Source organism: Pseudothauera nasutitermitis (assembly GCF_004801295.1).
GTDB classification, from domain to species: Bacteria; Pseudomonadota; Gammaproteobacteria; order Burkholderiales; family Rhodocyclaceae; genus Pseudothauera; species Pseudothauera nasutitermitis.
In genome coordinates this window covers 81,795-105,477 of sequence record NZ_SSOC01000006.1, presented here as the reverse complement: position 1 = coordinate 105,477, position 23,683 = coordinate 81,795, and the positions used below count along the sequence as shown (strand labels likewise).

Annotated in this window: 26 protein-coding genes; 17 read left to right on the top strand and 9 right to left on the bottom strand. The window is 68.9% G+C overall.

The features are described 5' to 3' along the window. Positions 1 to 11 precede the first annotated feature (11 nt). The gene (locus tag E6C76_RS22475) at positions 12 to 1,457 is read left to right on the top strand and encodes a YcjF family protein (protein ID WP_331000027.1); all 1,446 of its coding nucleotides are present in this window, start codon (positions 12 to 14) and stop codon (positions 1,455 to 1,457) included. 19 nt (positions 1,458 to 1,476) lie between these two features. Here the strand turns inward: E6C76_RS22475 and E6C76_RS16495 are convergent, their stop codons facing one another. The 3 genes from E6C76_RS16495 to E6C76_RS16485 form a co-directional block, all read right to left on the bottom strand. Further along, complete coding sequence (locus E6C76_RS16495) at positions 1,477 to 2,169, bottom strand: aspartate/glutamate racemase family protein (RefSeq protein WP_136349346.1); 693 nt, start codon at positions 2,167 to 2,169, stop codon at positions 1,477 to 1,479. A 63-nt stretch (positions 2,170 to 2,232) separates the two neighbouring features. Beyond that, positions 2,233 to 2,628 (bottom strand): hypothetical protein, encoded by a 396-nt coding sequence (locus tag E6C76_RS16490; RefSeq protein WP_136349345.1) that lies wholly within the window; start codon positions 2,626 to 2,628, stop codon positions 2,233 to 2,235. A 64-nt stretch (positions 2,629 to 2,692) separates the two neighbouring features. After that, positions 2,693 to 4,132: a hypothetical protein gene (locus E6C76_RS16485; RefSeq protein WP_136349344.1), complete on the bottom strand. Its 1,440-nt coding sequence runs from the start codon at positions 4,130 to 4,132 to the stop codon at positions 2,693 to 2,695. Between the two features lie 536 nt (positions 4,133 to 4,668). Here E6C76_RS16485 and E6C76_RS16480 point away from each other — a divergent pair. The 7 genes from E6C76_RS16480 (at position 4,669) to nifM (ending at position 9,706) form a co-directional block, all read left to right on the top strand. Further along, positions 4,669 to 4,992, top strand: coding sequence for a HesB/IscA family protein (locus tag E6C76_RS16480; protein ID WP_136349343.1), 324 nt, complete (start codon positions 4,669 to 4,671; stop codon positions 4,990 to 4,992). Between the two features lie 16 nt (positions 4,993 to 5,008). After that, positions 5,009 to 5,896, top strand: coding sequence for a Fe-S cluster assembly protein NifU (gene nifU / locus E6C76_RS16475; protein ID WP_136349342.1), 888 nt, complete (start codon positions 5,009 to 5,011; stop codon positions 5,894 to 5,896). A gap of 88 nt (positions 5,897 to 5,984) precedes the next feature. Beyond that, on the top strand, positions 5,985 to 7,211 hold the full coding sequence (nifS, locus tag E6C76_RS16470) for a cysteine desulfurase NifS (RefSeq protein ID WP_136349341.1): 1,227 nt from the start codon (positions 5,985 to 5,987) through the stop codon (positions 7,209 to 7,211). A gap of 23 nt (positions 7,212 to 7,234) precedes the next feature. Continuing rightward, entirely contained in the window at positions 7,235 to 8,038 is an 804-nt protein-coding gene (gene cysE, locus E6C76_RS16465) for a serine O-acetyltransferase (protein ID WP_136349340.1), read from the top strand. A gap of 21 nt (positions 8,039 to 8,059) precedes the next feature. Beyond that, a complete protein-coding gene (gene nifW, locus E6C76_RS16460; RefSeq protein ID WP_136349339.1) occupies positions 8,060 to 8,377 on the top strand; it encodes a nitrogenase-stabilizing/protective protein NifW in 318 nt (105 codons plus the stop codon). A 28-nt stretch (positions 8,378 to 8,405) separates the two neighbouring features. Next, positions 8,406 to 8,867, top strand: coding sequence for a nitrogen fixation protein NifZ (locus E6C76_RS16455; protein WP_136349338.1), 462 nt, complete (start codon positions 8,406 to 8,408; stop codon positions 8,865 to 8,867). Continuing rightward, entirely contained in the window at positions 8,864 to 9,706 is an 843-nt protein-coding gene (gene nifM / locus E6C76_RS16450; RefSeq protein WP_136349337.1) for a nitrogen fixation protein NifM, read from the top strand. Before E6C76_RS16455 ends, nifM begins: the two co-directional genes overlap by 4 nt. 1 nt (position 9,707) lies before the next feature. Here the strand turns inward: nifM and recC are convergent, their stop codons facing one another. Then, on the bottom strand, positions 9,708 to 13,073 hold the full coding sequence (recC, locus tag E6C76_RS16445) for an exodeoxyribonuclease V subunit gamma (protein WP_136349336.1): 3,366 nt from the start codon (positions 13,071 to 13,073) through the stop codon (positions 9,708 to 9,710). Positions 13,074 to 13,218: 145 nt separating this feature from the next. Here recC and E6C76_RS16440 point away from each other — a divergent pair, with 145 nt between their 5' ends. After that, positions 13,219 to 13,569, top strand: coding sequence for a DUF4870 family protein (locus tag E6C76_RS16440; RefSeq protein ID WP_136349335.1), 351 nt, complete (start codon positions 13,219 to 13,221; stop codon positions 13,567 to 13,569). Positions 13,570 to 13,594: 25 nt separating this feature from the next. Here E6C76_RS16440 and E6C76_RS16435 read toward each other — a convergent pair whose 3' ends face one another. Next, the gene (locus tag E6C76_RS16435; RefSeq protein WP_136349334.1) at positions 13,595 to 14,476 is read right to left on the bottom strand and encodes a LysR family transcriptional regulator; all 882 of its coding nucleotides are present in this window, start codon (positions 14,474 to 14,476) and stop codon (positions 13,595 to 13,597) included. Between the two features lie 120 nt (positions 14,477 to 14,596). On the opposite strand from E6C76_RS16435, the gene E6C76_RS16430 reads away from it, so the two are divergent. Beyond that, positions 14,597 to 15,196 (top strand): cysteine hydrolase family protein, encoded by a 600-nt coding sequence (locus E6C76_RS16430; protein ID WP_136349333.1) that lies wholly within the window; start codon positions 14,597 to 14,599, stop codon positions 15,194 to 15,196. Positions 15,197 to 15,212: 16 nt separating this feature from the next. Here the strand turns inward: E6C76_RS16430 and yidD are convergent, their stop codons facing one another. From yidD to E6C76_RS16410, 4 genes are all read right to left on the bottom strand, one after another. After that, on the bottom strand, positions 15,213 to 15,494 hold the full coding sequence (gene yidD, locus E6C76_RS22295) for a membrane protein insertion efficiency factor YidD (protein WP_230976299.1): 282 nt from the start codon (positions 15,492 to 15,494) through the stop codon (positions 15,213 to 15,215). Further along, positions 15,491 to 16,735, bottom strand: a complete 1,245-nt coding sequence (locus tag E6C76_RS16420; RefSeq protein WP_211090255.1) for a CobW family GTP-binding protein — start codon at positions 16,733 to 16,735, stop codon at positions 15,491 to 15,493. The genes yidD and E6C76_RS16420 overlap by 4 nt, the downstream gene beginning before the upstream one ends. Continuing rightward, a complete protein-coding gene (dksA, locus tag E6C76_RS16415; RefSeq protein ID WP_136349331.1) occupies positions 16,725 to 17,150 on the bottom strand; it encodes an RNA polymerase-binding protein DksA in 426 nt (141 codons plus the stop codon). Before dksA ends, E6C76_RS16420 begins: the two co-directional genes overlap by 11 nt. A 118-nt stretch (positions 17,151 to 17,268) precedes the next feature. Further along, on the bottom strand, positions 17,269 to 18,441 hold the full coding sequence (locus E6C76_RS16410) for an aminotransferase-like domain-containing protein (protein WP_136349330.1): 1,173 nt from the start codon (positions 18,439 to 18,441) through the stop codon (positions 17,269 to 17,271). 176 nt (positions 18,442 to 18,617) lie between these two features. On the opposite strand from E6C76_RS16410, the gene E6C76_RS16405 reads away from it, so the two are divergent. From E6C76_RS16405 to E6C76_RS16375, 7 genes are all read left to right on the top strand, one after another. Continuing rightward, positions 18,618 to 19,820, top strand: a complete 1,203-nt coding sequence (locus E6C76_RS16405; RefSeq protein WP_230976298.1) for a lytic murein transglycosylase — start codon at positions 18,618 to 18,620, stop codon at positions 19,818 to 19,820. A gap of 20 nt (positions 19,821 to 19,840) precedes the next feature. After that, entirely contained in the window at positions 19,841 to 20,512 is a 672-nt protein-coding gene (locus tag E6C76_RS16400; RefSeq protein WP_136349328.1) for a DsbA family oxidoreductase, read from the top strand. Further along, on the top strand, positions 20,509 to 21,330 hold the full coding sequence (locus E6C76_RS16395; protein ID WP_211090254.1) for an SDR family NAD(P)-dependent oxidoreductase: 822 nt from the start codon (positions 20,509 to 20,511) through the stop codon (positions 21,328 to 21,330). Before E6C76_RS16400 ends, E6C76_RS16395 begins: the two co-directional genes overlap by 4 nt. Before the next feature lie 92 nt (positions 21,331 to 21,422). Then, positions 21,423 to 22,043, top strand: a complete 621-nt coding sequence (locus E6C76_RS16390) for a glutathione S-transferase family protein (RefSeq protein ID WP_136349327.1) — start codon at positions 21,423 to 21,425, stop codon at positions 22,041 to 22,043. After that, positions 22,040 to 22,846 carry an alpha/beta hydrolase gene (locus E6C76_RS16385; RefSeq protein WP_136349326.1) on the top strand — a complete coding sequence of 269 codons (807 nt, stop codon included), beginning with the start codon at positions 22,040 to 22,042 and terminating at the stop codon, positions 22,844 to 22,846. The genes E6C76_RS16390 and E6C76_RS16385 overlap by 4 nt, the downstream gene beginning before the upstream one ends. 194 nt (positions 22,847 to 23,040) lie before the next feature. After that, on the top strand, positions 23,041 to 23,256 hold the full coding sequence (locus E6C76_RS16380; RefSeq protein WP_136349325.1) for a hypothetical protein: 216 nt from the start codon (positions 23,041 to 23,043) through the stop codon (positions 23,254 to 23,256). A gap of 155 nt (positions 23,257 to 23,411) precedes the next feature. Then, on the top strand, positions 23,412 to 23,681 hold the full coding sequence (locus tag E6C76_RS16375; RefSeq protein WP_136349324.1) for a hypothetical protein: 270 nt from the start codon (positions 23,412 to 23,414) through the stop codon (positions 23,679 to 23,681). Positions 23,682 to 23,683 lie beyond the last annotated feature (2 nt).

Sequence of the window (23,683 nt, the reverse complement as noted above, 5' to 3'; positions counted from 1 at the left end):
TGCTCGAACGGATGATCGCCGCCAACCCCCGCATGGAAGAGGCCGCCCTGCGCACATGCCTGGCGCACCTGGGCCTGGATGCGCGGAAGATCGCCACGCCCGGCGCCCGGCGCCCGGCTCAGCGGCGGCGAACGCCTCAAGGCCGCCCTGGCCTGCGCGCTCTACGCAGAAATCCCGCCGCAGTTGCTGCTGCTGGACGAGCCGTGCAACCACCTCGACCTGCCCTCGATACACGCGCTGGAAACCATGCTGTGCGGCTATCCGGGAGCACTGCTCGTCGTCTCGCACGACGATGTTTTCCTCGACCGCGTCGCTCTGACCCATCGCCTGCACGCAACGCCGGAAGGCTGGCGGATGGAAGCCTGCTAGGCGGGCCCGCCGCCACGGTTCGATACACCTGCCCGCGGCGAAAAAGGGGAAACTTTCGCCCGCGCGCCAGTCGAAGGCGTGCCACCCGCCCCACTCAGCACGGAGACGCCCGCATGACCCCCGAACACACCCGCGCCCTGCTCACCATCGCCCTCATGGCCGCCTTTGCCGACGGCCGCCAGGACGGCCGCGAGCGCGAGCACGTGCGCCGCATCGCCGAATCCCTTTCGCGCGAAGCGGGCGCGGACTTCATCCCCCTCTACCAGGACGTGCTGCTGCGCCGCGTGAAGCTGGAAGACGCCGTGGCCGCGCTCGACGCGCCGGCACTGCGCCAGCTCGCCTTCGAAACCGCGGTGGGCGTGTGCGACGCCGACGGCCACCATGGCGCGGAAGAAACCGCCTTCCTGGACCGCCTCGCCGCCCTGCTCGGCCTGGACGCCGGCCGCGCCCATGCGCTGGTGGATGAAGCCGACGCGCTGGCCGACGCCCCGGTAAACGGCGCCCTGCCGCCCGTGCCGGCCGACCTGCCCGCCCCCGCGCCGGCCAGCGCCGCGCCCGCGGCAGCCCCCGGCCCGGACCAGGCCGAACTGGACCGCATGATCCTCAACGCCGCCATCCTCAACGGCGCGCTGGAACTGCTGCCCCAGTCGCTCGCCTCCTGGGCCATCATCCCGCTGCAGACCCGGCTGGTGTATCGCATTGGCAAGGCGCACGGCTTCGAGCTGGATCGCGGCCACATCACGGATTTCCTCGCCACCATCGGCGTCGGCCTCACCTCGCAGTACGTGGAACAGTTCGGCCGCAAACTGGTGGGTGGCCTGCTCGGCAAGGTGCTGGGCAAGGCCGGGCGCGCCATCGGCAGCGCGGCCACCGGCTCGGCCTTTTCCTTCGCCAGCACCTGGGCGCTCGGCCAGGTGGCCAGGCGCTACTACGGCGGCGGGCGCAAGCTGGATTCCGCCAGCCTCAAACAGATGTTCGCCGGACTGGTCGATGAAGCGCGCGACCTGCAGACGCGCTACCGCCCGCAGATCGAGGAACGCGCCCGCACGCTGGATCTGCAACAACTCACCGCGCAACTGCGCGGCTGAACCAGAAGCTCGCGCGGCGTCAGCGCAGGGCGAACTCCGCCGCGCCGCGCGCATGCAGCAAGGTGGTGTCGAACAGGGGCACCGCGGCGTCCTCCTGCGTCACCAACAGCGAGATTTCCGTGCAGCCCAGGATCACCGCCTGCGCCCCGCGCGCCACCAGCCCGGCAATCACCGCACGATAGAACTCACGCGATACCGGCAGGATGCGGCCGAGGCACAGTTCCTCGTAGATCACCCGGTGCACCTCCACGCGCTCCACCTCCTCAGGCACCAGCACCTCCAGCCCGTGCGCGTCGCGCAGCCGGTCCTTGTAGAACGGCTGCTCCATCGTGAACGCCGTGCCCAAAAGCCCCACCTTGCGCAGCCCGGCCGCGCGGATCGCCTCGGCCGTGGCATCGGCGATGTGCAGCAACGGAACTCCCACCGCCTGCTCGATGGCCGGCGCCACCTTGTGCATGGTGTTGGTGCACAACACGATGAATTCCGCCCCCGCCCCTTCCAGCCGGCGCGCCGCATCCGCCAGCAAACGCCCGGCGGACTCCCAGTCGCCCGCGTGCTGCATGCGCTCGATCTCGTGGAAATCCACGCTGTACAGCACCACCCGCGCCGAATGCAACCCGCCCAGGCGTTCCTTGATGGTCTGATTGACGATGCGGTAATACGGCAGCGTCGATTCCCAACTCATGCCGCCCAGCAGGCCGATGGTTTTCATGGTTGATCCGCGTTTGATGGAGAAGAGAAAATCTGACGTCCCGAATACCGTGCGCCGCGCCGCTCAGGACTTTGGCGAAATCTGCTCGATGAAGCGCAGACTCGCCGCCCGGTAGCGCGGCCAGTCCGCCAACGTCACCTCATAGAAATAAGCGCGGTGCGCAATGGCACCGGCCACGTAGGTGACCACGACCACGAAAAAGGAAATCAGCGGAGGCACCCAACCCGCCAGGATCATGGAAACCGCGATCGCGCTACCGAGGCAGAGATACACCGCGATTTCCGGATCGAGCCAGATGGACTGTTTCAGTTCGGCCGGGTGGGTGTTGAGGACCAGCCCGCCCCGGCATACGGGACACCAGTGCGTCGCCTCGCCGGCGGCGACAGCATTGTCGCGTTCCGGTGCAAGTACACGCTGCTTGCGCAGGTCTTGGCTGCAGTGGGGGCAATGGGTGTCCAATCCTCACACCTAGTAGTCGGCGAACAGTTTGCTACTTTGCCAAACAGGAACGAAAGCGCTATCCCTAACGTGAATCGACAACATCCGAGGGCTCCTTCAGCCTGACCTTCATAGCCCGGCGTATATGCCGATCGGCGCCGGCTTGTTTAGTATTCCACCATTCAAAGGTCAGAAATCCATCATCTGTTCGAAAAGTCGGAGTCATGATTGCCCCGGCGTATCCAGAAGCGCCATCTGGTTGATCGAAACTCAATCGGTATATCAAATCGCCACCAGTTGAGAATTTTGTTAGCGTGACTCTGCCCTTTTCAACGACATAGTCCAGAAACCAAATCGCATCCAGATCACAGATTGTATTGCCGGTGATCTTGACCTTTTTCCGCCCAGTCGGATCATGAACAAACAAGTGCCACGTCTTCATGGACTGGGCACCCGCGACCTCCGGTTTCAAAAACATCCTGCACCGGCTGGCACGTTCTGGATCCGAGCTAATTTCTGCCCACTCCGAGCGGTTTGAGGACGATTCGCGCTTGATGACCCATACTGGATCGTAGTCCTTTACCTCGACGACCTCCAACGCGACACGCATGGAAGGATAAAGCTTCCCGTCAATCCCAACAGCCGGTCTGCTCAACGAAACTGTTCCCTGAGGATGGGAAAGACGCGTTGCACTCTTCATGAAATTGGCCAGCGGATACTTTGGCGCTAATTCCACCAAGTAGGCAAAAAGCTTGCTGACGAAGTTGCCGTGCAACACATATTCCACCGTCAGCAAGGGCCAGAGATGCCCAGACTGCGCGCCGTCTCTGGCTTCAAATAAAAATCCGTTCCTGTATCGTCCCGAATACGACGACAAGAGCTTCCCATCCTCATCGCGCAACTCGAACCGAATCCTGGACAAGCTGTTCTGGTTTTCCTGTCGGACGGTCAGAACCGGAGCCCGCTCTCCGTCTCTGGCGATCGAAAAGCCGGCCGCGAGAACCACATCACGCACATTCTCCCGCCAATAGTCACTCTCGATCCATGGATACAGGGTCCTGAATCCACGCGTCATTACACAGCCGTCACCTCGACAACGTGGCGTCGCATGCCCGTATTGATCCTGCCGCGCGGAAATTACCGGAACTTCCGTATCCAGATGAATAGGCTGACCAACCACCCCTGCAAGCTCAGTAAAGACGTTGATGCTATAAATATTAGCGCTGAAAATATCCGAACAGATCTGCGGCAGCCGCGTGTTGAGACCACCAACGACGATCAGGAGTGTCACTGCAAAAACCTTAGGAACTGTCCCTCGAAACAAAGCCGCCGCCACAGAACCGCCGATAATTGTGATCCCGAGCAGAAATGCATCAGGCACAAAATATGCCAAAAATACTCCTAAGATTGGAATTACACCGGCGTTTGCAGCTACGAGACTACCAACAAACAATCCCACACCGATCAAAGCCTGCTCTGCAATCCAGCCTTTTCGAAGGCCAATACTGTCTTTGGCAAGGTTCATGAAAAACTCCTAACGGCAGTATCTAGGATAGAACCGATTCAACGTTTGACGTGGTGGAGCGCATCGTTGAAGCGACCTGCCAGTGCAGGGTTCTCCTGACAGGCTACAAAGAGATCTCCCACTTCCACCATTAGCTGGTTTGGTTCTGCATCTAACGGCCAAGACTGCATCGCTCAATGTCAATCTGAAGGGCGTCAATGAAAATCATAATGAATAATACGACGGTCTGCGTAGATCTGGCAAAGAACGTGCACGTGGCCTGCAAGGACATTGCAATGGATAAACAAACGTCCAGCCCAACACTAAACTGAGATTCAGCGCCTCCCCCAAGGCACACCTTCGAACCGCCCAAGCACCACCTTCACATCCCCCCGCAACTACCCCTTGTCGCAAACCCGACAACCCCCAGCCGACGTTCCGCACCCGACAACGAACCGAACGGAACAACCTCGTCAAATCAGCCACTTACCCGCACAGGCAACGTGGCACACCGCTTGCAGCGTGTCTCTCGCCCCTTCCCCAGGAGAGACATAACCATGATTACCCTGACTCCTACCGCGTTGAAGGCCGTTGGCCGGTTCATCAGCGGCTCCGCCGACCCGGTGGCCGGGCTGCGCATCCATGTACAGGGTGGCGGCTGTTCCGGCTTGCAGTACGGCATGAAGCTGGAGGCCGAGAAGGCCGACGACGACGTCACCGTGGAACTGGACGGCGTGACCCTGCTGGTCGATCCGTTTTCCGCCCCGCTGCTGTCGGGCGTGACGGTGGATTACGTCGAGTCGCTCACCGGCTCCGGCTTCAAGTTCGAGAACCCCAATGCCTCGGGCGGTTGCGCCTGTGGGCAGTCCTTCTCCGCCTGATCCGGGAGACGCCGCCATGTGGGATTACTCCGATACCGTCAAGGAACACTTCTACAACCCGCGCAACGCCGGCCCGCTGCCAGAGGCCAACGCCATCGGCGAGGTGGGTTCGATTTCCTGTGGCGATGCGCTGCGCCTGATGCTCAAGGTGGATCCGGCCAGCGAGAAGATCACCGAGGCCAGCTTCCAGACCTTCGGCTGTGGCTCGGCGATCGCTTCCAGCTCGGCGCTCACCGAGATGATCAAGGGCAAGACACTGGACGAGGCGCTGGCGGTGAGCAATCAGGACATCGCCGATTTCCTCGGCGGCCTGCCGCCGGAAAAGATGCACTGCTCGGTGATGGGCCGCGAGGCGCTGCAGAGTGCGGTGGCCAACTACCGTGGCGAGGAATGGAAGGACGACCACGAGGAAGGCGCGCTGATCTGCAAGTGCTTCGCCGTGGATTCGGTGATGATCGAGGAGACCATTCGCGCCAACAACCTGTGCAGCGTGGAACAGGTGACCAATTACACCAAGGCGGGCGGCGGCTGTTCTTCCTGCCATGAGGGCATCGAGGAAATCCTCGCCAAGGTGATGGCCGAGCGCGGCGAGACCTTCTCGCCCGCACCGCCGCCGGAAAAGACCCGCCCCGGCAAGCTGTCCACGCTGGAGCGCATCCGCCGCATCGAACAGGTGATCGAGCGCGCCCGCCCCAACCTGCAGCGCGACCACGGCGACATCGAACTGATCGACGTGGAAGGCAAGACCATCTACGTGGCGATGAAGGGCGCCTGCTCCGGCTGCCAGATGGAGGCGCTGACCCTGGGAGGCGTGCAGCAGCAGATGATCGAGGCGCTGGGCGAGCTGGTGAAGGTGGTGCCGGTGCGCGTGAAGCCCCCCCAGCCGCTGGTGAATCCCAGCTGACCGATCTTGCGACCGTGGTCCGCCGCGATCCGGTGGGCCGCCTGAAACACGCCGGGCCGAACCAGCCGGCGTTTGCGCGGAGAGCACCATGAGCATGCCGAATTCCCAGCCCCCGATCTATCTGGACAACAACGCCACCACGCGCTGCGCCCCCGAGGCGGTGGCCGCGATGCTGCCCTATTTCACCGAGCAGTTCGGCAACCCGTCGTCCATGCACAGCTTCGGCGCTACGGTGGGCCACGAGGTGAAGGCGGCGCGCGCGGCCTTGCAGAAGCTGATCGGCGCCGAGTACGACTCCGAGATCGTGTATACCGCCGGCGGCACGGAGGCGGACAACACCGCCATTCTCTCCGCGCTGAAGGCCTCGCCGGACCGCAAGGAGATCATCACCACCATGGTGGAGCACCACGCCGTGCTGCACCTGTGCGATCAGTTGGAAAAGGACGGCTACGTCATCCACAAGCTCAAGGTGGACGGCAAGGGCCGCCTGGATCTGGACGAATACCGCAAGCTGCTCACCGACAAGGTGGCCATCGTCTCGGTGATGTGGGCCAACAACGAAACCGGCACCTTCTTCCCGGTGGAGGAGATGGCGCGCATGGCGCGCGACGCCAACATCCTGTTCCATACCGACGCGGTGCAGGCGGTGGGCAAGGTGGACATCAACCTGGCCGAATCGGCCATCGACATGCTCTCGCTGTCCGGCCACAAGCTGCACGGCCCCAAGGGCATCGGCGCGCTCTATCTGCGCCGCGGCTCGCGCTTCCGCCCGCTGCTGCGCGGCGGCGGCCAGGAACGCGGGCGGCGCGCCGGCACCGAGAACGTGCCCGGCATCGTCGGCCTGGGCGTGGCGGCCCGCCTCGCCAGGGAGCACATGGCCTACGAGAACACCCAGGTGCGCGCGCTGCGCGACAAGTTGCAGGCCGGCATCCTGGCCGCCGTGCCCTGTGCCTTCGCCACCGGCGACCTGGACAACCGCCTGCCCAACACGCTCAACATCGCCTTCGAATACGTCGAGGGCGAAGCCATCCTGATGCTGCTCAACAAGCAGGGCATCGCCGCATCGAGCGGCTCGGCGTGCACCTCCGGCTCGCTGGAGCCCTCGCATGTGATGCGTGCCATGGGCATTCCCTACACCGCCGCGCACGGCACCATCCGTTTCTCGCTGTCGCGCGAGAACACCGAGGAAGAAATCGACCGCGTGATCGCCGCCGTGCCGCCGATCATCGCCCAGTTGCGCAAGCTCTCGCCCTACTGGAACGGCGATGGCCCGGTCACCGATCCAGACAAGGCCTTCGCGCCCACCTACGCCTGATCCGGCAGCGGGAGGCCCCGACGATGAACGGCGACGCCCTGACGATGAGCACGGATTCCCCTCCGCCCGGCCTGCTGGCCCAACTGCGCGAGGACGTGCGCTGCGTGTTCGGCCGCGACCCGGCCGCGCGCACCACCTGGGAAGTGCTCACCACCTATCCCGGCGTGCATGCCATCCTGGCCCACCGCGCGGCCCACGCGCTGTGGCGGCGTGGCTGGCGCTACCCGGCGCGCCTGCTGGCCTTCGCCGCGCGCATGTGGACCAATGTGGACATCCACCCCGGCGCGCGCATCGGCCGGCGCTTCTTCATCGACCACGGCGCCGGGGTGGTGATCGGCGAAACCGCCGAGGTGGGCGACGACGTCACCCTGTACCACGGCGTCACCCTGGGCGGCACCACCTGGAACGCCGGCAAGCGCCACCCCACGCTGGGCGACCACGTGGTGGTGGGCGCCGGCGCCAAGATCCTCGGCCCCATCACGCTCGGTGCGCGGGTGCGCGTGGGCGCCAATTCGGTGGTGGTCAAGAACGTGCCGGCGGACCGCACCGTGGTCGGCATTCCCGCCCACGTGGTGCGCCGGGGCGCCCCGGTGCTCGATTCCGCGCGGGAAATCAACCTCGACCACCACCTGCTGCCCGATCCGGTGGGCCATACGCTGGACTGTCTGGTGGAACGCGTGCGCGCGCTGGAAGCCGAACTGAACGCCCTGCGCGGCGCGCCCGATGCCGGGACGATCGCGCTGCACCCCGCGCCCGACTGCCACGCCCATCAGGAAGCCGCCTGCCCGCAATGCGCCTGCCAGCCGGAAGCAGCCGCCGAACACTGAACCGCCACGGAGCCCCCGACCATGGAAGAACCCAGTCTCGCCGAAGCCCTGGAAGAACTCTCCTCTGCCGAGGATTTCCTCGATTTCTTCGGCGTGGAGTACGACCCGGCAGTCGTGCAGGTCAACCGCCTGCACATCCTGCAGCGCTTCCACGACTACTTGGCGCACAACCCCGCGCCCGAGGGCGACGAAGCCGCCACGCGCGCCCATCACCGCGATTTCCTGGTGCGCGCCTACAACGACTTCACCGTCTCCGACGCGCTCACCGAGAAGGTCTTCGCGGTGCTGCGCAAGGCCAGCGGCACGGCCTTTGTGCCGCTGACCGAGATCAAGCGCTAGCCGCCCCGTCACCGCACGAGCAAGCAAGATGATTCCCCGGTTCGACTACGGCGACGCGGTGCGGGTGATCCGCAACGTACGCAACGACGGCACCTATCCCGGCCTGGACATGGGCGAACTGCTGATGCGCCGCGGCAGCGTGGGCACGGTGATCGAGATCGGCACCTTCCTGCAGGACCAGATCATCTACACCGTGCATTTCCTCGACGCCGGGCGCATCGTCGGCTGCCGCGAGGAAGAGCTGATCGGTGCCGACGAGGAATGGACGCCCAGCCGCTTCGAATCGCGCGAAAAGGTGCGCGCCGAACGCGACTTCGCCCTGCTCGGGCAGATCGTCGCCGGGCGCGGCAGCATCGGCGAGGTGCTCAAGGTCATCCGCGAGCAGCCCGGCGGCGTGCATTACCACGTGATCTTCGGCGACCGCGTGCTGTGCGTGCCGGAGGCCTCGCTGTCCGCCCTCGTCCCCGAAACGCAGGAAGCCGGCGCATGAACCCGCTGGCCTATTACGAACTGCAGGCCGCCCACAGCCTGTTCGGCAAGGCGGCCGGCGCGCTGGAGGCAGGCGAGGCGCGCAAGGTGCGCGCGGTGGCCGAACGCTATGCCGAGATCGAGGCCGCCGTGCTGGGCAGCGCCGAGGCGCGCGGCGTGTGCCTGCAACCCGAGGCCATCGACGATGCCTTCGAGGAGATCCGCGCGCGCTACGAAGACCCCGCCGCCTTCGACGACGCGCTGGACGACGCCGGCCTGCGGCACGGCGATCTGCGCACCGCGCTCGGCCGCAGCCTGCTGGTGGAAGCAGTGATGGCGCGCGTGGGCGCGCGCGTGCCGCCGGTGGGCGAGACCGAGGCGGAAATCTTCTACTACACCCACCTGGAACGCTTCCGCAGCCCGGAAACGCGCACCGCGCGCCACATCCTCATCACCATCAACGACACCCTGGCGGACAACCGTCGCGAGGCCGCCGAGCGGCGCATCGGCGAAATTGCCCGCCGGCTGGCCGCCAGGCCGGCGCGCTTCGGCGAGCAGGCCATGAAGCACTCCGAATGCCCCACCGCGCTCAACGGCGGCCTGCTCGGCGACATGCCGCGCGGCCAGCTGTACCCGGAACTGGAGGCCGTGCTGTTCGCCCTGCGGGAAGGTGAGGTGAGCGCGCCGGTGGAATCCGAACTAGGCTTCCATGTGCTGCTCTGTGAGCGCATCCACGCGGAACGCACGCTGCCCTGGGCGGAAGTGGCCGAATCGCTGCGCACGCGGCTGACCGAGGAACGTTCGCGGCGCGAGACAAGACTCTGGCTGCAGGGCCTGATGGCCACCGCCACAGTGAGCTGAATCAGCCCGCGTCCGGCTGCGCCAGCGCGTCCAGCAAGGGGCCGAGCAGCGCTTCGGCGCGCGCGAAGAAGGCGTCGTCCAACACCTCGCCCGCGCCGCGCAGGGCCAGCCGGATCGCCGCATCGCGCGATTCGGCGTAGCTGGCCTGCGGGCCGCCCTCCCAGCGCTTGCGGGCGGCGCTGCGCTTGCGCCCTTCGATGACGTAGGCCCACGCCGTCCACAGGAAGAAGGGCAGCGGGCGGCGCAGGCCGTCGCGGTAGCAGCCGAGCAGTTCAGCCAGCCGCGCGCGCGCTTCGTCGGCGGGCAACACACGCAACAGCGCATCGCCGTCACGCGCCACCACGCGGGTCGGGTACGCGCCGCCGGCCGGCGGGTCGGCGCACAGCAGCAGGTGGCCCAGCCAGGCGGCCAGATAGTCGCCCACGCCGGCGTCCTCGTAGCGCGCGAGCGTCCAGCCGTCTTCCCGCAGATCGGCGAACGAGGCGCTCAACGACCATGCCTCGCCATCCAGAAGCACGACCACGCGCGCCTCGTGCGCGGCCAGCGCCCGCCCGGCGCGGGCGGCGCGCAGGCGTTCGGCGTAATCGTTCAATTGCGACAGTTCCGCCCGCAAGGCGTCGTCCCCCAGCGTGCCGGCCGGGTATTCCGCGCCGGCGCGGGCCACCGCCAGCAGGGTATCGGCATCGGCGATTTGCCCGCCTTCCAGCAGCGGCGCAAGACGCGCGGCCAGCGCGCGGCGGGCGGCACGCTCGGGCAGGAAGGGCTCGACGTCGGCGAGTTCCTCGCCGCCTTCCGGCAGTTCCAGCCCGAGACGCTCGCGCAGCAGGTAGCGGCAGGGGTTGCGCAAGAAGCGCGTCAGGCGCGCCAGCGAGACCTCGCGCCAGGCGGGTTCGGGCGGCGGCAGCGGTGCGTTGAAGAAGGGCGGCGCATCGCCCCCCGGGCCGGGCGAATCGTCTTCGTCGTCTTCATCGCCATCCTCGCGGCCATCGCCGGCGAACGCGCACGCATCCTGCTGTACGGGCGCCGCACTGGCGGCCAGGCGCGCGGCCAGCGCGGCGGCGTATTCCTCGTGATGGCTGAGCAGGCGCAGGTCGGAACGCTCGGCGGGCAGGAAATACTCCGCCGAAAAGGCCTGCAGGGGGTGTTCCACCACCAGCCGGCGGCGCGCGGCGGCCAGCGCAGCGGGGTCGCCGGCATCGGTGGCGCAGGATTCGGCGAGCACGTCGAGCAGTTCATCGACCAGCACCGAGGGCGGCAGCTCGGCGCCGTCGCGCACCCCGCGCCCGGTGTAGGACAGGTGCAGCACCTCGCGCGTGGCGAGCAGCACGTCGAGAAACAGGTTGCGCTCGTCGTCGCGGCGCTGACGGTCGCCCTTGCGCGGAAAGGCGGCCATCAGGTCGAACTCGTCGGCACGCGCGCTGCCGGGGAAGGCGCCCTGGTCCAGGCCGATCACCGCCACCACCTTGCAGGGCAGGCCGCGCAGCGCGGAGAGCGCGGAGAAGGTCACCTCGCCGCCCGGCACGCCGCCGCGCGCGGGATCGTCCAGATGTGCGGCGAGCGCCACGCGCGCCACGTCCAGCGACACCTCGGCGCGCACGCCGGCGGCTTCGATTTCCCCGGCCAGCGCGGCGATGGCCGCGCGCACCGCGCGCAGGTCGTCGGCCCGGTCTGCGCCGTCGGCCACCAAGCGGTCGAGCACGCCGTTAAGCACGCGCCGCCAGCCGGCCGCGTCGTGGGGGCGCAGCAATTGTTCGCGCAACTGCTTCAGGGTGTCCAGATAGCGCCACAGGCGGCCGAGGGCGAGCGCCTCGCCGCCTTCCGGGCCCTGCGCGCCGACGCGCCCGGCGAACGGCGCGGCCACGCCACCGCCGGCCGCCCAGCCCAGGTACAGGCGATGCAGGCCCTCTTCCAGCGACCACGGCGCGGCGTGGCCGGCGTCCGCGCCGCGCAGGCCCCAGCGCATGCCGGATGCGCGCATCCATTCATGCACGCGCTCCAGCGCCTGCGCGTCCAGCCCGAAACGCGCGGCCACCACCGGCTGTTGCAGCAGGCCGAACACCTGGCTGGCCGGGAAGCGCCCGGCGGCCATCGCCAGCAGGGTGTCCAGCACGCGCGCCACGGCGTTCTCGCCACTCGCCGCGAGGCCGGTGATGCGCCACGGAATGCGCCGCGCGGCGGGTGCGGTGCCGAACACCGCCTCGATCAGCGGCGCGCAGCCTTCCAGGTCGGGGGTGAGCACCAGCACGTCGGCCGGACGCAGCGCGGGGTCGGCGGCGAACAGGCCGAGCAGGCGGTCGTGCAGGGCTTCCAGCTCGCGCACGCGGGAATGGCAGACGTGCACTTCGATGCTGCGGTCGACGGCGTCCAGTTCCACGCTGCCCGGCTCCAGCTCGGCGAGGTCGAGGATGGCGTTGTGCACGCGGGCGAGCAGATGGCCGCCGGGGTGCTCGACGAACACCGCCTCTTCGGCCACCTCGTGCTCGCCTTCGAACAACTGGTCGATCTGCGCCTGGGTCTGCCGCCCCCAGGCGGCCAGCAGGCGGTTGCCGGTGTCGAGGAAGAGATCGGCCTGGCGGCGCGCCAGCCACGACAGGCGGCGCGCGTCCACCACGTCGAACCAGTATTCGCGGCAGGGGTTGAGCAGGTACAGGCGCACGTCCACCACGCGCCCGAGTTCGCGCAGCAGGTCGAGGTAGAGCGGCGGCAGCGCGGGCAGGCCGAACACGTGCACGCGCGCCGGCAGGCCGAGTTCGCCGAGCTGGCGCGCGTCCATGCCGCGCAGCAGGCGCACGAAGGCCGCCGCCGGGTGCTCCTGGCGGCGCGGCATGTTGGCCTGCAGGTGGCGCCACAGTTCGGCCTGCCAGGCTTCGTCGGCGCGCTGCGCCGCGCCCGCGTCGGCCGGCAGCGCGCCGCGCCCCTCGCCCCAGGCAGCCAGCCAGTTGGGGCGGTAAGTGAGGTAGTGGTCGAACACCCGCGCGATGCGCACGGCCAGTTCATAGCGCATGCGCTCATCAGCGGCCGCCAGATAATCGGCCAGACGCCGGTGCGCGGCGGTCCATGCGCCGTCCTCGCCGAGCAGCGCGTGGATGCGCCAGGCCAGCAGCGCGGGGGCGTAGGGCGAGCGCTCGGCGATGTCCGGCACCGCGCGGCGGATCTGCTTCCACAGCCATTGCGCGAGGAAGTCGAAGCCGAGGTCGGCGGCCACGCCCTCGCGCCCGGCCACCGCCAGTTCCACGTGGCGGCGCAGCGCGCTACTGGGCACCACCAGCTCGCGCCGCCCGAACGGGCCGGGGCGCTCCTCGGCCAGGCGGTCGAGCAGCAGATCGAGCAGAACTTCGAAACGGTTGGAGAAGGCGACGGCGAACATGCCCGGATGATCCCCGATGGGCGCAGCGCTGTGAAGCCGGAATGCTTGCTTGTGCAGCGCGGCAAGTTCGGGTTGAATGCCATGGTGCTGAAAAGGCACCCGCCGGCCGCCGGCCGGCGAGAGCGACCATGAAAGGGGAACGCGCATGACCGAGATCACCACCCTCGACAACGACCGGGACAAGGCCAACAAGACCCTCACCACGCTGATCTACGCGCTGTACGCCGCCTCGCTGCTGATCGGCCTGACCAGCCTGGTGGCCATCGTGATGAACTACGTGAAACGCGGCGACGTGGCCGGCACTTGGCTGGAAAGCCACTTCCGCTGGCAGATCCGCACTTTCTGGTTCGGCCTGCTGTGGTCGGTGGTCGGCGTGATCACCGTGGCGATCGCGGTGGGCTGGCTGGTGCTGCTGGCCACCCTGGTGTGGTTCATCTACCGCATCGTCAAGGGCTGGCTGCGCCTGAACGACAACAAGCCGATGTACGCCGACTGAGCAGCCGATCGGCCGCGCGGCGTGTTCAATCCGCCGCGCGCGCCGGCTTCCCGCCGGCGAAACGCGCCGCGTCGGCGCGAAAGGTATCCACCAGCCAGTCGGCCACCGCCGCCACCGCCGCCTGCCGGCGGGCCTCGCGGTGCACCAGCAGCCAGAAGCTGCGCAGCGGCGGCGGCGCGCTGGACACGCGCGCCAGCCCGGGCAGTGCGTCGCCGACGAAGCACGGCAGCACACCCCGGCCGATGCCGCCCAACACCGCATTGACCAACCCGGCCAGGCTGTTGGTGCGCAGGCGTACCCGTCCGTCGCCCAGGTGTTCCGCCAGCCAGCGCATCTCCGGGGTATGCGCGAGGTCTTCGCCGTAGGCCACCCAGTCGCCCGGCGCGGGCGCGCGCCCGGCACCCGCCGGACCATACACCGCGAAGGCGCAATCGGCCAGTTTGCGGATCAGGAAATCCCCGCTGGCCGGGCGCGCCAGGCGGATCGCCAGATCGGTCTCGCTGCGCGCCACGCTCAGGTTGTCGTTGCTGGCGATCAGGTCGAGGTCCAGCTGCGGATGGCGCGTGTACAGCGCGGGCAGGCGCGGCACCAGATAATCCGCGACGATGGCGCCCACCGAGGTCACCCGCACCGTGCCGCGCACGGCCTGCGCGTCCTCGCGCGCCGCGCGCGCCAGCCCGGCGATGTCTTCCTCGATGCGCGCGGCGCGTTCGAGCACCCGTTCGCCCGCTGCGGTCGGCCGCCAGGCGCCGTCCGCACGCACGAACAGCGCCGTGCCCAGCGCGCCTTCCAGCGCGCGCAGGCGGCGCGCCACGGTGGTCTGATCGACCGCCAGCACGCGCGCGGCGGCGGTCAGCGTGCCGCAGCGGCCGAGCACGCTCAGAAAACGCAGGTCGTCCCAGTTCATCGCATGCACTCCTCTGCTCGTACCTGCATTTTTGCAGTTTTCCACGGCATCAATGTCCATTTTCGCAGGACTGGATACGGACTACGCTGGCGGTGTCCCTTCCCACACGAGGTTTCCGCCATGAACGCTCCCACCACCCTGCGCCGGCTGGCCGGCAAGCCGGAACTGCCCGCGCCGCTGTCCGAGTCCGTGCTGATCCTGGTCGATGCGCAGAACACCTACCGCCAGGGCATCCTGCAACTGGCCGGCATCGACGCCGCGCTGGCCGAATGCGCCGTGCTGCTGGGCCGCGCGCGCGCCCTCGGCACGCCGGTGATCCACGTCCAGCACGATGGCGGGCCGGCCTCACCGTTCGACATCCGCGCACCGATCGGCGCCATCGCCGAGCCGGTAGCCCCGCAGGGCGGCGAGCCGGTGGTGGTCAAACGCCACCCGAACGCCTTCTTCGGCACCGATCTGGAAGAACGTCTGCAGGCGCTGGGCCGGCGCAAGCTGGTGATCGCCGGCTTCATGACGCACATGTGCATCCAGTCCACCGCGCGCGGCGCGTTCAACCTGGGCTACGAAATCACCGTGCCGGCGTCGGCCACCGCCACGCGCGACCTGCCGGCCACGGACGGCGGCGTGCTCGGCGCTGCCGGCGTGCAGGCCGCCGCGCTGGCGATGCTGGCCGACGTGTTCGCGGTGGTGGTGGCGGACGCGCGGGCGATTCCAGATTGACGCGCCGGAAAGATCCCTACCATGGGGGCCGCTCGTGCCCGTGCCCGCAGCCGCAATCGCCTTCCCGCGTGCCAGCGCGCGGCGGCACCGGATCAAAGCCGCCCGCGTTCCACGGATGGCAGCGCAGGATGCGGCGCAGGGCGAGCCAGGAGCCCTTGAGCACGCCATGGGTGTCGAGCGCTTCCAGGGCATAGTGCGAGCAGGTCGGGTAGAAGCGGCAGCGCGGGCCGAGCAGCGGGCTGATGAACAGCTGGTAGCCGCGGATCAGCCCGCGCAGCAGCGCGCGCAGCGGGTTCACGCCTCGGCCTCGTCGAGCGGCGCCTGCCCGGTGAGGCTGGCGAGGATGGTTTCCACCTCGGCACGCGGCAGTTCGCGCACGATGAACACCAGCCGGCTGCGGCGGTCCGCGCACGGCCCGCTGGCCGGCCACGCGGGCAGGCTGGTGGGTGCGTAGGCAGTGTGCTGCACGCATTGCACGACGCGCGGCAGCGGATCGCCGACGATGTTGAGCAGGCCCTTCACGCGCAGGATGCGCGGGCCGTAGACCTGCAGGATCAGCCCCAGTGCATCGGCGAATTCATGCCAGCGCAGTGCTTCATCGAAGCGGACCACGAAGCTGGTGACGCCTTCATCGTGGCGCGGGGCATGCGCCGCGACCGGCGCCGGGGCGCCGCCCTTGCGCCACATCGGCGCGGGCCGGTGCTCGGCGGCCTGCCGGCGCACGCGTTCCTCGCCCAGCCAGGCAGCCACGTCCGGCAGCTTGCCGGTGGGGGTGTACAAGCCGCAGTCGAACAGGGCCTGGACACCGCCGGTGGCCGGCTCGCCATGAAAGACTTCCACGCAGGGTGCGGACGGGTTGAGCGCAGCCAGCCGCTCCGCCAGCGCGGCGCGCGCAGATGCCTCGGCCAGGTCGCACTTGGTGAGCAGCAGGCGGTCGGCCATGGCGACCTGGCGTACGGCCTCGCGGTGCGTGCCGAGCTGGTCGAGGGCGTGGGTGGCGTCAACGGCGGTGATCACCCCGTCGCAGCGGTAGCGCTCGGCGATGAAGGCTTCTTCCATCAGCGTGTGCAGCACCGGCACCGGGTCGGCCAGCCCGGTGGTCTCGATCAGCACGCGGCGCAGCGGGCCGATCTCGCGGCGCAGCGCGCGCATGAACAGGTTCTTCAACGCGCGCACCAGATCGCCCTGCACGCTGCAGCACAGGCAGCCGGAATCGAGCAGCACCAGGGTGTCGTCGACCTTCTCGACCAGCAGGTGGTCGACGCCGACCTCGCCAAACTCGTTGATCAGCACGGCGGCGCCCTCCGCAGCGGGCTCGCGCAGCAGCCAGTTCAGCAGGGTGGTCTTGCCGGCGCCGAGAAAGCCGGTGAGCACGGTGACCGGGATGCGCCGGTCGGCGGGGGCATCCGTAAACGCAGCGGCCCCGGCGGGGGCGCCGGGGCCTGCGGGCGGGGCCGGCTCGCCGCCGGCGCCCTGAACGCGCGCGCGCCCTTCGCCGTGCTCATCCACGGCGGCGGACGCCGGGGGTTCAACCGCCATGCATCTTCTTGAGCTTCTCGCGGCGCTCCTGCGCTTCCAGGCTGAGCGTGGCGGTGGGACGGGCGAGCAGGCGGCCCACGCCGATGGGCTCGCCGGTTTCCTCGCACCAGCCGTAATCACCGGTGTCGATGCGCGCGATGGCTTCCTCGATCTTCTTCAGCAGCTTGCGCTCGCGGTCGCGCACGCGCAGCTCCAGGGTGTGTTCCTCTTCCACGCTGGCGCGGTCCGAGGGGTCCGGGGTGGCCTCGTTTTCCTGCAGATGGCTGGCGGTCTCGTGCGCGTTGTCGAGCAACTGGCGCATTTCGTCCTCGAGCCGCTGGCGGAAGAAGGCCAACTGCGCCGGCGACATGTATTCGTCGGGCGGGGCCGCGAGCATTTCCTGCTCGGTCGGCAGGGCGTTGGCAATGGCGTTCATCCTTGCTCCCTTCGTGATCCGTTTGATTCGTCATCGTACGCGTCATGCCGCAGGCGCGTACCGTGCACCGCGGCATTGTAACGGCAGGTATGGCGGATGGGGTGGTTTGCCTTCCGGCTCAGACGAAACGGACCCCGGCAAGGGCTTCGGCGAACAGGCCGGCGAGCACCGCCACGCCCTGTTCGATGCGTACTGGCGGCACGGTGGCGAAGGACAGGCGCAGGGTATTGGCCTCCTGCGGACCCGCGTAGAAGGCCGCGCCGGGCACGTAGGCCACGTTGCGCGCCACCGCCTCGGCCAGCAGCGCGCCGGCATCCAGCCCGGCCGGCAAGGTCAGCCAGATGAACATGCCGCCGCGCGGGCGGTTCCATTGCACGCCCGCCGGCATGTGGCGCGCCAGCGCGTCGAGCATGGCGCCGCACTGCGCGGCGTAGCGCGCACGCACGCGCTCGATCTGCTCGTCGAGCAGGCCGTCGCGCACGCTCTCGTAGGCCAGCACCTGGGTCAGGCTGGGGGTGTGCAGATCGGCCGCCTGCTTGGCCTGGACGAACTTGGCGGCCAGCGCGGGCGGGGCGATCAGATAGCCCAGGCGCAGGCCAGGTGCGAGGATCTTGGAGAAGCTGCCCAGATAGGCCACGCCGTCCGGATTCAGCGAACGCAGCGTGGGCAGGCGCTCGCCATCGTAGGCCAGTTCGCCGTAGGGGTCGTCCTCGACGATCAGCAGCCCTCGTTCTTGGGCGCGCCGCACTAGGTCGGCGCGCCGCGCCACCGGCATGCGCCGCCCGGTAGGGTTCTGGAAATTGGGTTGGGCGTACAGGAAGCACGCACCCGCGGTGCTCTCGTCCAGCGCGGCGGGCAGCGGGCCGTCGTCGTCCGAGGGCAGCGCGCGGAAGGCCGGCTCGTACAGCGAGAAGGCCTGCAGGGCGCCGAGATAGGTGGGCGTTTCCACCAGCACCGTGCTGCCCGGGTCGATCAGCACCTTGCCGAGCAGGTCCAGGCCCTGCTGCGAGCCGGTGGTCACCACCACGCGGGCGGGGTCGGTGCCGTGGCGCGCAGCGATCCACTCGCGCAGCGGCGCGTAGCCTTCCGTGGGGCCATATTGCAAAGCGGTGTAGGCCATGCGGGCGAACACCCGCACGCTCGCCCGCGCCAATGCATCGGTCGGAAAACTCTCCGGCGCCGGCAGCCCGCCCGCGAAGGAAATCACCTCGGGACGCTCGGTCACCTTGAGGATTTCGCGGATGGCGGAACTGGTGAGCGCCTGGGCGCGGCGGGAAAACTCGATGTGCATGGCGGCTGCGGATCGTGCGGGCGAGAGCTGCAGGATCGGCCAGATTAGGACAATCCCGGCCCCGCGTACCGGTACAGTTTCCGGCGCCGGCGGCAAACTGGCCCGGTGGTTCTTCCGGGCTGCCTGTTGCAACCGCAGGCCATCGGAACGGTCGACTCCACCGTAGAATGACCGCCATGAACACAGTCCCCGCCTCCCTGCTGGCCGCCGTCGCGCTGGCCGCCGCCCTGCCCGCCCACGCCAACGATGAAGCCGCCTTCGCCGCCTGCCTGCAGGAACTGCGCGGCGAAGCACGCACCCGCGGACTGAGCGCCGCCACCTTCGACGCCCACGCCGCCCCGCTCGCGCCGGACATGGCGGTGGTCGGCTTCCTCGACGCACAACCCGAGTTCACCACCGCCATCTGGGATTACCTGGCCGGCCTGGTGGACGACGAACGCGTGGCCGACGGCCAGGCCATGCTGCGCGAATGGGCCGACACGCTGGCCGCCGTGCAGGCGCGCTACGACGTCGATCCGGCCACCGTGGTGGCGGTGTGGGGGGTGGAAAGCAACTACGGGCGCAACTTCGGCCGCCGCCCGCTGCTGCAGTCGCTCGCCACGCTGTCGTGCTTCGGGCGCCGGCAGGCCTTCTTCCGCGACGAGATGTTCGCCACGCTGAAGATCATCGAGGAAGGCCACGTGGATCCGGCCCATCTGACCGGCTCCTGGGCCGGCGCCTTCGGCCACACCCAGTTCATGCCCACCACCTACCAGCGCCTGGCGGTGGATTTCGACGGCGACGGGCGCCGCGATCTGGTCGGCAGCGTGCCGGACGCGCTGGCCTCCACCGCCAACTTCCTGGTCAAGGCCGGCTGGCAGCCGAACCAGCCGTGGGGCATCGAAGCACGCCTGCCGGCCGGCTTCGACGCTTCGCAGGCCGGCCGCCGCGCCAAGCGCTCGCTCGCCCAATGGCAGGCCGCCGGACTCACCCGCGCCGACGGCGGTGCGCTGCCCGGCGGCGATACGCAGGCCGGGCTGATCCTGCCCGCCGGCCCCAACGGCCCGGCCTTCCTCACCCTGCGCAACTTCGACGCGCTATTCAGCTACAACGCGGCGGAAAGCTACGCACTGGCCATCGCCCATCTGGCCGACCGCCTGCGCGGCGCGCCGGCCGGCTTCCGGACGCCGTGGCCCACCGACGACCCCGGCCTGTCGCGCGCCGACCGCCGCGAGGTGCAGCGCCTGCTGATCGAACGCGGGCACGACATCGGCGAAGTGGACGGCCTGCTCGGCACCAACACCCGCCGCGCCATCGCCGAGGTGCAGCGCCAGTTCGGCTGGGAGCCCGACGGGCGCGCCGGCCAGCGCCTGCTGCAACGCCTGCGCCAACCCGACTGACCACGCTGCGGACCCACTCCATGACCCTGACCATCGACCTCGTCTCCGATTTCGTCTGCCCGTGGTGCTACCTCGGCAAGACCCACCTGGACCGCGCGCTGGAAGACCTGCGCGCCAGCCATCCCAGCCTGCCGGTGCAGGTGAACTGGCTGCCCTTCTTCCTCGACGCCAAACTGCCGGCCGGCGGCATGCCCTACGCCGCCTACATGGAAGCCAAGTTCGGCGGCCCGCAGGCGGTCGAGGCCGCCAACGCGCGCCTGCTGGAAGCCGCCGCCGACGGCGGGCCGCGCTTCGCCTTCGAGCGCATCAAGGTGCGCCCCAACACCCTCAAGGCCCACCGCCTGTGCTACCGCGCGCAGCGCCTCGGGGCCCGCCCGGAACATCTGAAGGCGTTCACCGACAGCGTGTTCGCCGCCTACTTCGAGCATGGACGCGACATCGGCGACAACGCCGTGCTCGCCGAACTGGCGGAAGCCGCGGGCGGCGCGCGGCGCGCGGACATCCTCGAATACCTGGAAAGCGACGAGGACAGCGCGGCCGTGCTGCGCATGGCCCAGGGCATCGCCCAGCAGGGCATCGGCGCGGTACCCTTCTTCATCCTCGCACGCCAGCTGGGCGTATCCGGCGCGCAATCACCCGCCGTGCTGGGCGCCGCCATCCTGCAGGCGCTGGGCGAGGGGGGCCGCGCATGAGCGTCCCCGCCCGGCCGCCCGAAGGGGACCACCCACCCTCCGCGCAGCGCCAGGAGGGTCGTCCAGTGAGCGCGCTGGCCATCGTCACCGGCGCCGGCAGCGGCATCGGCGAAGCGCTCAGCGCACGCCTGGTCGAACGCGGCGACACGGTACTCGCCATCGGCCGCCGCCCCGCGCCGCTGCAGGCCCTGGCCGAGCGCCACCGCGGCCGGGTCGAAACGCTGGCGCTCGACGTGGGCGCCGAAGACGCGCCGCAGCGCGTGCTCGCCGCGCTCGGCGGCCGCGCGCCGGCACGCGTGGTGCACAACGCCGGCGTGCTCGCCCCGGCGGGCCCGCTGACCGAGGTGGAGCGCGCGGACTTCACCGCCCACCTGCAGACCAACCTGCTCGCCCCGCTGTTCCTCACCCAGGCGCTGCTGCCGGTGCTGGCGCCGGGCGCGCGCATCCTGCACATCTCTTCCGGCGCCGCGCACCACCCGCTCGCCGGCTGGGGGCCGTACTGCGTCTCCAAGAGCGCGCTGCACATGCTCTACCAGTGCTGGCGGGAGGAACTGCGCGAGCGCGGCATCCTGGTCGGCAGCGCGCGGCCGGGCGTGGTCGATACGCCGATGCAGGCGCAGATCCGCAAGCTCGCCGAAGCCGACTTTCCCGACGTCGAAGCCTTCCGCCAGCTCAAGGCCAACGGCCAGCTCGCCACCCCGGACACGGTGGCACGCTTCCTGTGCTGGCTGCTGTTCGACGCCGACGCCGCACGCTTCAGCGAGCGCGAGAACGACATCCGCGACGCCGCGCTGGCGCCGCTGTGGCAGAACGCCTGAGCGCCGCAGGGCAGGCGACACGGAAGCGGTAAGCAGAAAGTGGTAGGCTCTGAGGCATCGGCGGCATTGCCGCCTGCAAAGGTGAACACTGCATGATCGATCTATACACCTGGGGCACCCCCAACGGACGCAAGATTTCCATCGCCCTCGAAGAACTCGCGCTGGAATACCGCGTGCACACGGTGGATATCACCCGCGACGAGCAATTCGCCCCGGATTTCCTCGCCATCAGCCCGAACAACAAGATCCCCGCCATCATCGACCAGGACGGCCCCGGCGGCGCGCCGGTGGCGCTGTTCGAATCCGGCGCCATCCTGATCTATCTGGCCGAAAAGACCGGCCGCCTGCTGCCCGCCGACCCGCGCGGCCGCCTCGAAGCCCTGCAGTGGCTGATGATGCAGATGGGCAGCGTGGGACCGATGCTCGGCCAGGCGCACCACTTCCGCCGCTTCGCGCCCGAGCAGATTCCCTACGCCATCGAGCGCTACACCAACGAAACCCGGCGCATCTACGGCGTGCTCGACCGCCGCCTGGCCGGCCACGAATGGCTGGCCGGCGGCGCATATTCGATCGCCGACATCGCCACCTTCCCGTGGATTTCCCGACACGAATGGCAGGGCGTGGAACTGGACGACTTTCCCGCCGTGCGGCGCTGGTACGACGCCATCGCCGCCCGCCCGGCCGTGGCGCGCGGCATGGAGGTGCCGCGATGAACACGAGCCGTTTCGGCGAACTGGAAGTACTCTGCCACACTCCCGTCGGCACGCAGACCCGCCCCGCCCCGCTGCTGTTCGTGCATGGCGCCTACACCGCCGCGTGGTGCTGGGAAGAGCACTTCCTGCCCTGGTTCGCCGCGCGCGGCTGGGCCAGCTATGCGCTCTCGCTGTCCGGCCACGGCGCCAGCCGCCGGCGCGCGCCGCTGGATTCCTTCTCGCTGGACGACTACGTCTCCGACGTGGCCGAGGTGGTCGCCCGCCTGCCCGAGCCGCCGGTGCTGATCGGCCACTCCATGGGCGGCATGGTGGTGCAGAAGTATCTGGAACGCGGCGACGTGCCGGGCGTGGTGCTGCTCTCCTCGGTGCCGCCGCAGGGCCTGATGGGCTCGGCGATGGGGTTGATGTTCACCAAGCCCAACCTGCTCGTCGATCTCAACCGCATCATGGGCGGCGGCCAGCCACAGCTCGACAGCCTGCGCGACGCGCTGTTCCACCAAGCCATCGATCGTGAAATCTTGTTGCGCTACTACAACCTCTGCCAACCCGAATCGCACCGCGCGATCTGGGACATGACGCTATTCAACCTGCCGCGCCCCACCCTGATGCACCGCCCGCCGATGCTGATTCTGGGCGCCGAGTTCGACACGCTGATCCCGCCCGACCAGGTGCACGCCACCGCCGCCACCTATGGCCGCCAGGCGGAAATCCTGCCCGGCATGGGCCACGGCATGATGCTCGAACGCGATTGGGAACGCGCCGCCACCCGCATCGCCGACTGGCTGGTCGAACGCGAACTGTGACCGCATGCGGGCGTGAAATGCGCCCGCACCCCGGGTTTGCCCTGATTGGTCCGGCGCACCGCGCGTCGCCATGATCGGCCCATGGACGCCTGCCCCGGGCGTCCGCCCGCAATGCGCCCGGTTCAAGTCCGGCGCTCCGGCGCCGTTAATGCAACCAAGGGAAAACGCGTTTCACACACATTGCGGAGGCCATCATGGTGATCGTCATGGACATGAGCGCAGACAACAAGCCCGCCGCCATCGACCCGGCGCCCTACGACGACGAAGTGCTCGATGCCGGCTGGCTGCCCAGGCCGGAAATCGCGCCGCGTCTGCAGGAACACGCGGCCGAAGCGGCCAGGGAACCGCGCATGCCCCCGCCGATGGATGTGGAAGCCTTTCTGGCCGCGGTGTATCGCAACCAGGAATAAGCCTCCCCGCCTTCGGGCACGGTAAAGCAACGAATTCGCGGGCGTTTGGGCGCCTGCTCGGACCTTCGCGCGCCGCCGTTCGGCGCGATGATGGCCCTCACAGGCGCCCCACGCGGCCGAAACCGGCCGCCGGCGGACGCTCAACGGAGACCATCATGGACAGGGTACATCTCGATCTCGTCGAAGGCGGCTGTCCGCACGCCGCCTCCAGCCACCCGCCGCGCGGCGTGGAGCAGGCGGTCAGCAACGCCATCCGCGCCGGCTACCGCGTCGGCATGCGCGTGCGCATCGGCCGCGTCGCCGGCCGCGTGGTAGGCTACAACATCGGCGCCTACGGACGCTACAGCGGGGCCAGCTATCCGCTGCTGGTGAACACCCGCTTCGGCGTGGCCAAGTGCAGCCTGGGCGAGGTGGCGGCGGCTTGATC